General features: G+C 76.1%; 1 protein-coding gene. It reads right to left on the bottom strand.

Annotation, left to right across the window (positions count from 1 at the left end; translation table 11 throughout):
• A partial coding sequence (locus tag DMH08_RS40695) for a hypothetical protein (RefSeq protein WP_158642472.1) occupies positions 1-1,767 on the bottom strand: 1,767 nt, incomplete at both ends.

The following is a 1,767-nucleotide window of genomic DNA, read 5'->3' on the forward strand; positions in this document are numbered from 1 at the left end:
CCCCACTGCCGTGGCCGTCGAACGCCCGTCCGGGGCCGGTGGCGTCGTCGGGCTGCGCCCGCCCGCTGTCGCTCCCCGAGGCGGAGGCGCTGCCGGACGCCCCAGGCGGCGCGGCCCCGCCCGCGGGGACGTCCTCCGCCTGGCCGCCGGTTGCCGCGGATTCGTCCGCTACAGCCTCGGCGGCGTCGCCGGCTTCTTCTTCGGCGGCTGGCAGGCCGGACGTCTCGTGGCGGAGCGCCCGCGCGTCGCCATGGCCGCCGGTGTCGCCGCTCCCCGAGCCGGTCGGGGGGAGGTCGTCGCCGGCGCCCTCTTCGGCCTCGCTCGGACGCTCCGGGGCCGGGGTGATGCCGGACGCGCCGGGCGGGGACGGCTCGCCTGCGGATTCGTCTTCCGCCTGGCTGCCGGTTGCCGCGAGCTCGTCCGGTACCGCTTCGGCGGTGTCGTCCCGAGGCTCGAAGTCCGAGTCGATGGCCGCGCCGCCTTCTTCTTCGGCGGCTGGTGGGCCGGACGTCTCGTGGTGGAGCGCCTGCGCGTCTTCGGAGTCGTCCTGCGCGCGAATGCCGCCGCCGGTCGGGGGGAGGTCGTCGTCGGCGCCCTTTTCGGGCTCGCTCGGACGTTCCGGGGCCGGGGTGGCGCCGGACGCGGCGGGCGGTGCGGGCTCGCTCGCGGAGACGTCTTCCGTCTGGCTGGCGGTTGCCGTGGTCTCGTCCGCTGCCGGTTCAGGGAGGGCCGTGTCGTCGTCCGTGGTCATGATGCCGGACGTCGGGCTGTCGCCGGTGTCGTCGGTTTCCGAGCCGGTCGGGGGGAGGTGGTCGGCGCCGGCCTCTTGGGGCTCGTTCGGGCGTTCCCGGGCCGGGGTGATGCTGGACGCGGCGGGCGGTGCGGGCTCGCTCGCGGGGACGTCTTCGGCCTGGCTGGCGGTTGCGACGGTGGGCTCGTCCGCTGTCGGTTCGGGGAGGGGCGTGTTGTCGTCCGTGCTCGTGGTGCCGGACGTCTGGCCGTCGCCGGTGGTCTCTTCGGGCTCGGTCGCATGTTCCGGGGCCGGGGTGATGCTGGACGCGGCGGGTGGCGCGGGCTCGCTCGCGGAGACGTCTTCCGCCTGGCTGCCGGGCGCCGGAAATTCGCCTGGTACCGCTTGGGAGTCGTCGGAGTTGGCGTCGTCCCGAGGGTCGGCGTCCGCGTCGATGGCCGCGCTGGCTTCTTCGGCGGTTCGTTGGCCGGACGTCTTGTGGTGGGGCGCCTGCGCGTCTTCAGGGTCGTCTTGCGCGCGAATGCCGCCGCCGGTCGGTGGCGCCGTTGCAGGCACGTCTTGTGCGTCGCTGCTGGCCTCTTGGGGCTCGGTCGCACGCTGAGGGGCCGGGGTGGTGCTGGACGCGGTGGGTGGTGCGGGCTCGCTGGCGGGGACGTCCTCGGCTTGGCTGGCGGTGGCGGTGGGCTCGTCCGCTGTCGGTTCGGGGAGGGCCGTGGCGCCGGACGCCTGGTCGTCGTCGGTGGCCTCTTCGGGCTCGCTCGGACGTCGCGGGGCCGGGGTGATGCCGGACGCGCCGGGCGGTGCGGACTTGCTTGTGGGGGCGTCCGGTTCCGCTTCGGGGGCGTCCTGTGTGTTGGCGGCCGGGGGCGCGTCCGTGGCGGTGGTCGTCCAGTCCTCGTCGGCGGGCTCCGCGTCGCCTGCGGGGTCGTCGTCCGCCGGGGTGCTGGACGGCTCCTCCCCCTCCCCACCCCCGCGGCCGACGAGGCGGCGGAGGCGGCTGACGGCGTCGAGGACGG

Source organism: Actinomadura sp. WAC 06369 (assembly GCF_003947565.1).
Lineage (GTDB): Bacteria > Actinomycetota > Actinomycetes > Streptosporangiales > Streptosporangiaceae > Spirillospora > Spirillospora rifamycini.